Origin of the sequence: Pelotomaculum propionicicum, assembly GCF_004369225.1 — a bacterium.
Classification (GTDB): Bacteria; Bacillota; Desulfotomaculia; order Desulfotomaculales; family Pelotomaculaceae; genus Pelotomaculum_B; species Pelotomaculum_B propionicicum.
This window is the reverse complement of record NZ_QFFZ01000113.1, coordinates 1-2,386: the sequence shown is the minus strand read 5'-3', so window position 1 is coordinate 2,386 and position 2,386 is coordinate 1. Positions and strand designations below refer to the sequence as shown.

Annotated in this window: 2 protein-coding genes; both read left to right on the top strand. The window is 36.8% G+C overall.

What is annotated here, in order from left to right; genetic code table 11:
• The first annotated feature begins 109 nt into the window (after nucleotides 1–109).
• Nucleotides 110–394, top strand: coding sequence for a hypothetical protein (locus tag Pmgp_RS19030; protein ID WP_153189239.1), 285 nt, complete (start codon nucleotides 110–112; stop codon nucleotides 392–394).
• 13 nt (nucleotides 395–407) lie between these two features.
• Nucleotides 408–2,138: a UvrD-helicase domain-containing protein gene (locus Pmgp_RS19025; protein ID WP_134216231.1), complete on the top strand. Its 1,731-nt coding sequence runs from the start codon at nucleotides 408–410 to the stop codon at nucleotides 2,136–2,138.
• Nucleotides 2,139–2,386: the final 248 nt, after the last annotated feature.

The following is a 2,386-nucleotide window of genomic DNA, read 5'->3' as shown; positions in this document are numbered from 1 at the left end:
TAAACCCAGATAATATCAAGCAAATTTAAACATTTTAAGTGAAATATTCGGGACTACATTTTTAAACTTGAGACCTTGTAAGCCTTGACATTACTGGGTTTGGAAATTTATGTCGCCAAACTTGGGTGATAATAATGAATGGCCCACACATCTCTACACAATAAAGCCTACACCAGAAATGACAATAGAAGAATTGAAAACATCATTAAAAGAATATTTTAGATGGGCAAAAGGTTCCGGTTCAGCAGCAGATTTTCTAAATCAATGCTCAAAAGACGAAATGCCTGGTTATATAGTTGAAGTGCTAAAAGAAATCCGCAGCATATCAAACTTAGCAAATCAAACAGAAGTTCAGAATGAGGCTGCTGAAGAAGTAGCGGCTTCAGAATCGTAAAAGGAGCCAAACTATGTTTGAACTTTCGGATGAAAAACAAAAAGTACTAGATACAACAGGTAATCTCCTTGTGATGGGTGGCCCCGGTTCAGGCAAAACTACTATCGCACTATTGAAAGCAAAGCAAATAATAGAATCTGGAGCCCTTCAACAGGAGCAACATGTTCTTTTTTTAAGTTTTGCTCGATCTACAATATCGCGTGTAGAACAACATGCTAACATTGTGCTTTCTAAGTCCATATCCAACAACTTAGAGATTAATACTTACCATAGCTTCACATGGACTATACTAAAGAGTCACGGTTATTTATTATGTTCGAAACAGCTCCGACTCCTGCCCCCACATGAAGCGTCAGCTAGGTTAGCAGAATATGATAAAGCTGTCGATAAAGAACGGGAAATAAACAGGCTATTTGAAGAAGAAGGCCTAGTACATTTTGATCTATTTGCCTCCATGTGCGCAAAACTGCTTTCTAAAAGCAATTCACTTTCAACAATCATTTCGGAAACCTATCCTACTATTATTTTAGATGAGTTTCAAGACACGAATGCAGATGAATGGGCATTCATAACTCAACTCGGGAAAAAAAGTAATTTAATTGTTTTGGCAGACGCTGAACAACGCATTTATGATTTTAGAGGGGCTGATCCTGCTAGGATTGGTCAGTTTATCGATACGTTTCATCCTACAATATTTGATTTTGGTAATGAAAATAACCGTAGTAATGGTACTGATATTGTCCAATTTGGAAATGATTTGCTTACAGGTAAAAACAAACACCAAAAGTATAAAAATGTTCAGTGCGTATATTATCCAATTCGTAAAGGAATCGCTCAGTTTATTTTACTAAAAATTGCTGTTATAAAAGCTTGTGAGAGGTTAAAATGTGAGAACAAACAAGGATGGTCAATAGCAATACTACTACCGTCAAATAGTTTGATGTTGGCGGTTTCAGATTGCCTTGAAAGAACTCAAAAGCTTAAAAATGGAACAATCCTACCTCGCATCCACCACGAAGTTGCAATTGAAACAGCCGGCCCCTCTATAGCCGCGGTACTTATCGCACGATTAATTGAACATGGCTCAACTAAACAATGTAATCTCAATCAATTACTTATTGATCTGTGTGAACATATTAGGGGACGACGTGGAGATAAACCTCCTAGTAAAAATGATCTCGCATTATCAGCGTCACTTGTTGAGTATGCGATATCTGGAAAAATACGCGGTCAGAAAAGGCAAGCAATCATTGATGAGTGTAATGAAATCGTAAATAGATGTAATAATCTTGAATTTACTGGAGACGTAGCTTCTGATTGGATAAACGTTAGAGAACTCCTTTCGGATGCTTCATCAGATTGTATTAAGCAGGTCAAATTGGACGCAACCTATTTGCGCTTGTTACATAAGGGGTCAATTTTAAACTCGAGTTTAGGCGAAATCTGGCGTCGATACGACAATTACATTGGTGCAGCTGAGGCTGTTAAAAATGCTTTGACTCAAGAGCATTTCGCCACTTCTACAAAAACGTGGACTGGTGTCAATGTAATGACAATACACAAAGCCAAAGGAAAAGAATTCGATGAAGTTATTATTTATGAAGGATCTTTCCCAGGACAGAGGTTTGTTTATGACGAAGGAAAAATAGATCAAGCGCGTCTAAATTTGCGTGTGGCTGTTACTCGTGCAAAGAGCAATACGATAATATTTACTCCACAAGTCAATAGTTGCAGTTTATTGTAATCTTTTATTGCAGCCTTTATTCTGGTTAGTTAGTCTTAAAAGAGATTAACACCATTATCCTCATTACAACCAAATAACCGAATGAATAAGGGAACATAGGTTTGAACTTATGTCCTCTTTATATATGATTCCACTGCAAAAAATGGTGTTTTTTTTCTTACATTTTCCCCTTAAGAAAATTGACTGGGATTATCATCCATTTACCTGACCATTATTTTGGTTTCCTTTATGGTTTTGTGCTTGGATAA

Bases quoted from the DNA above. Each gene is read 5' to 3' on its own strand.
- Pmgp_RS19025 (WP_134216231.1), top strand. From the start codon at position 408: ATGTTTGAACTTTCGGATGAAAAACAAAAAGTACTAGATACAACAGGT.
- Pmgp_RS19030 (WP_153189239.1), top strand. From the start codon at position 110: ATGTCGCCAAACTTGGGTGATAATAATGAATGGCCCACACATCTCTAC.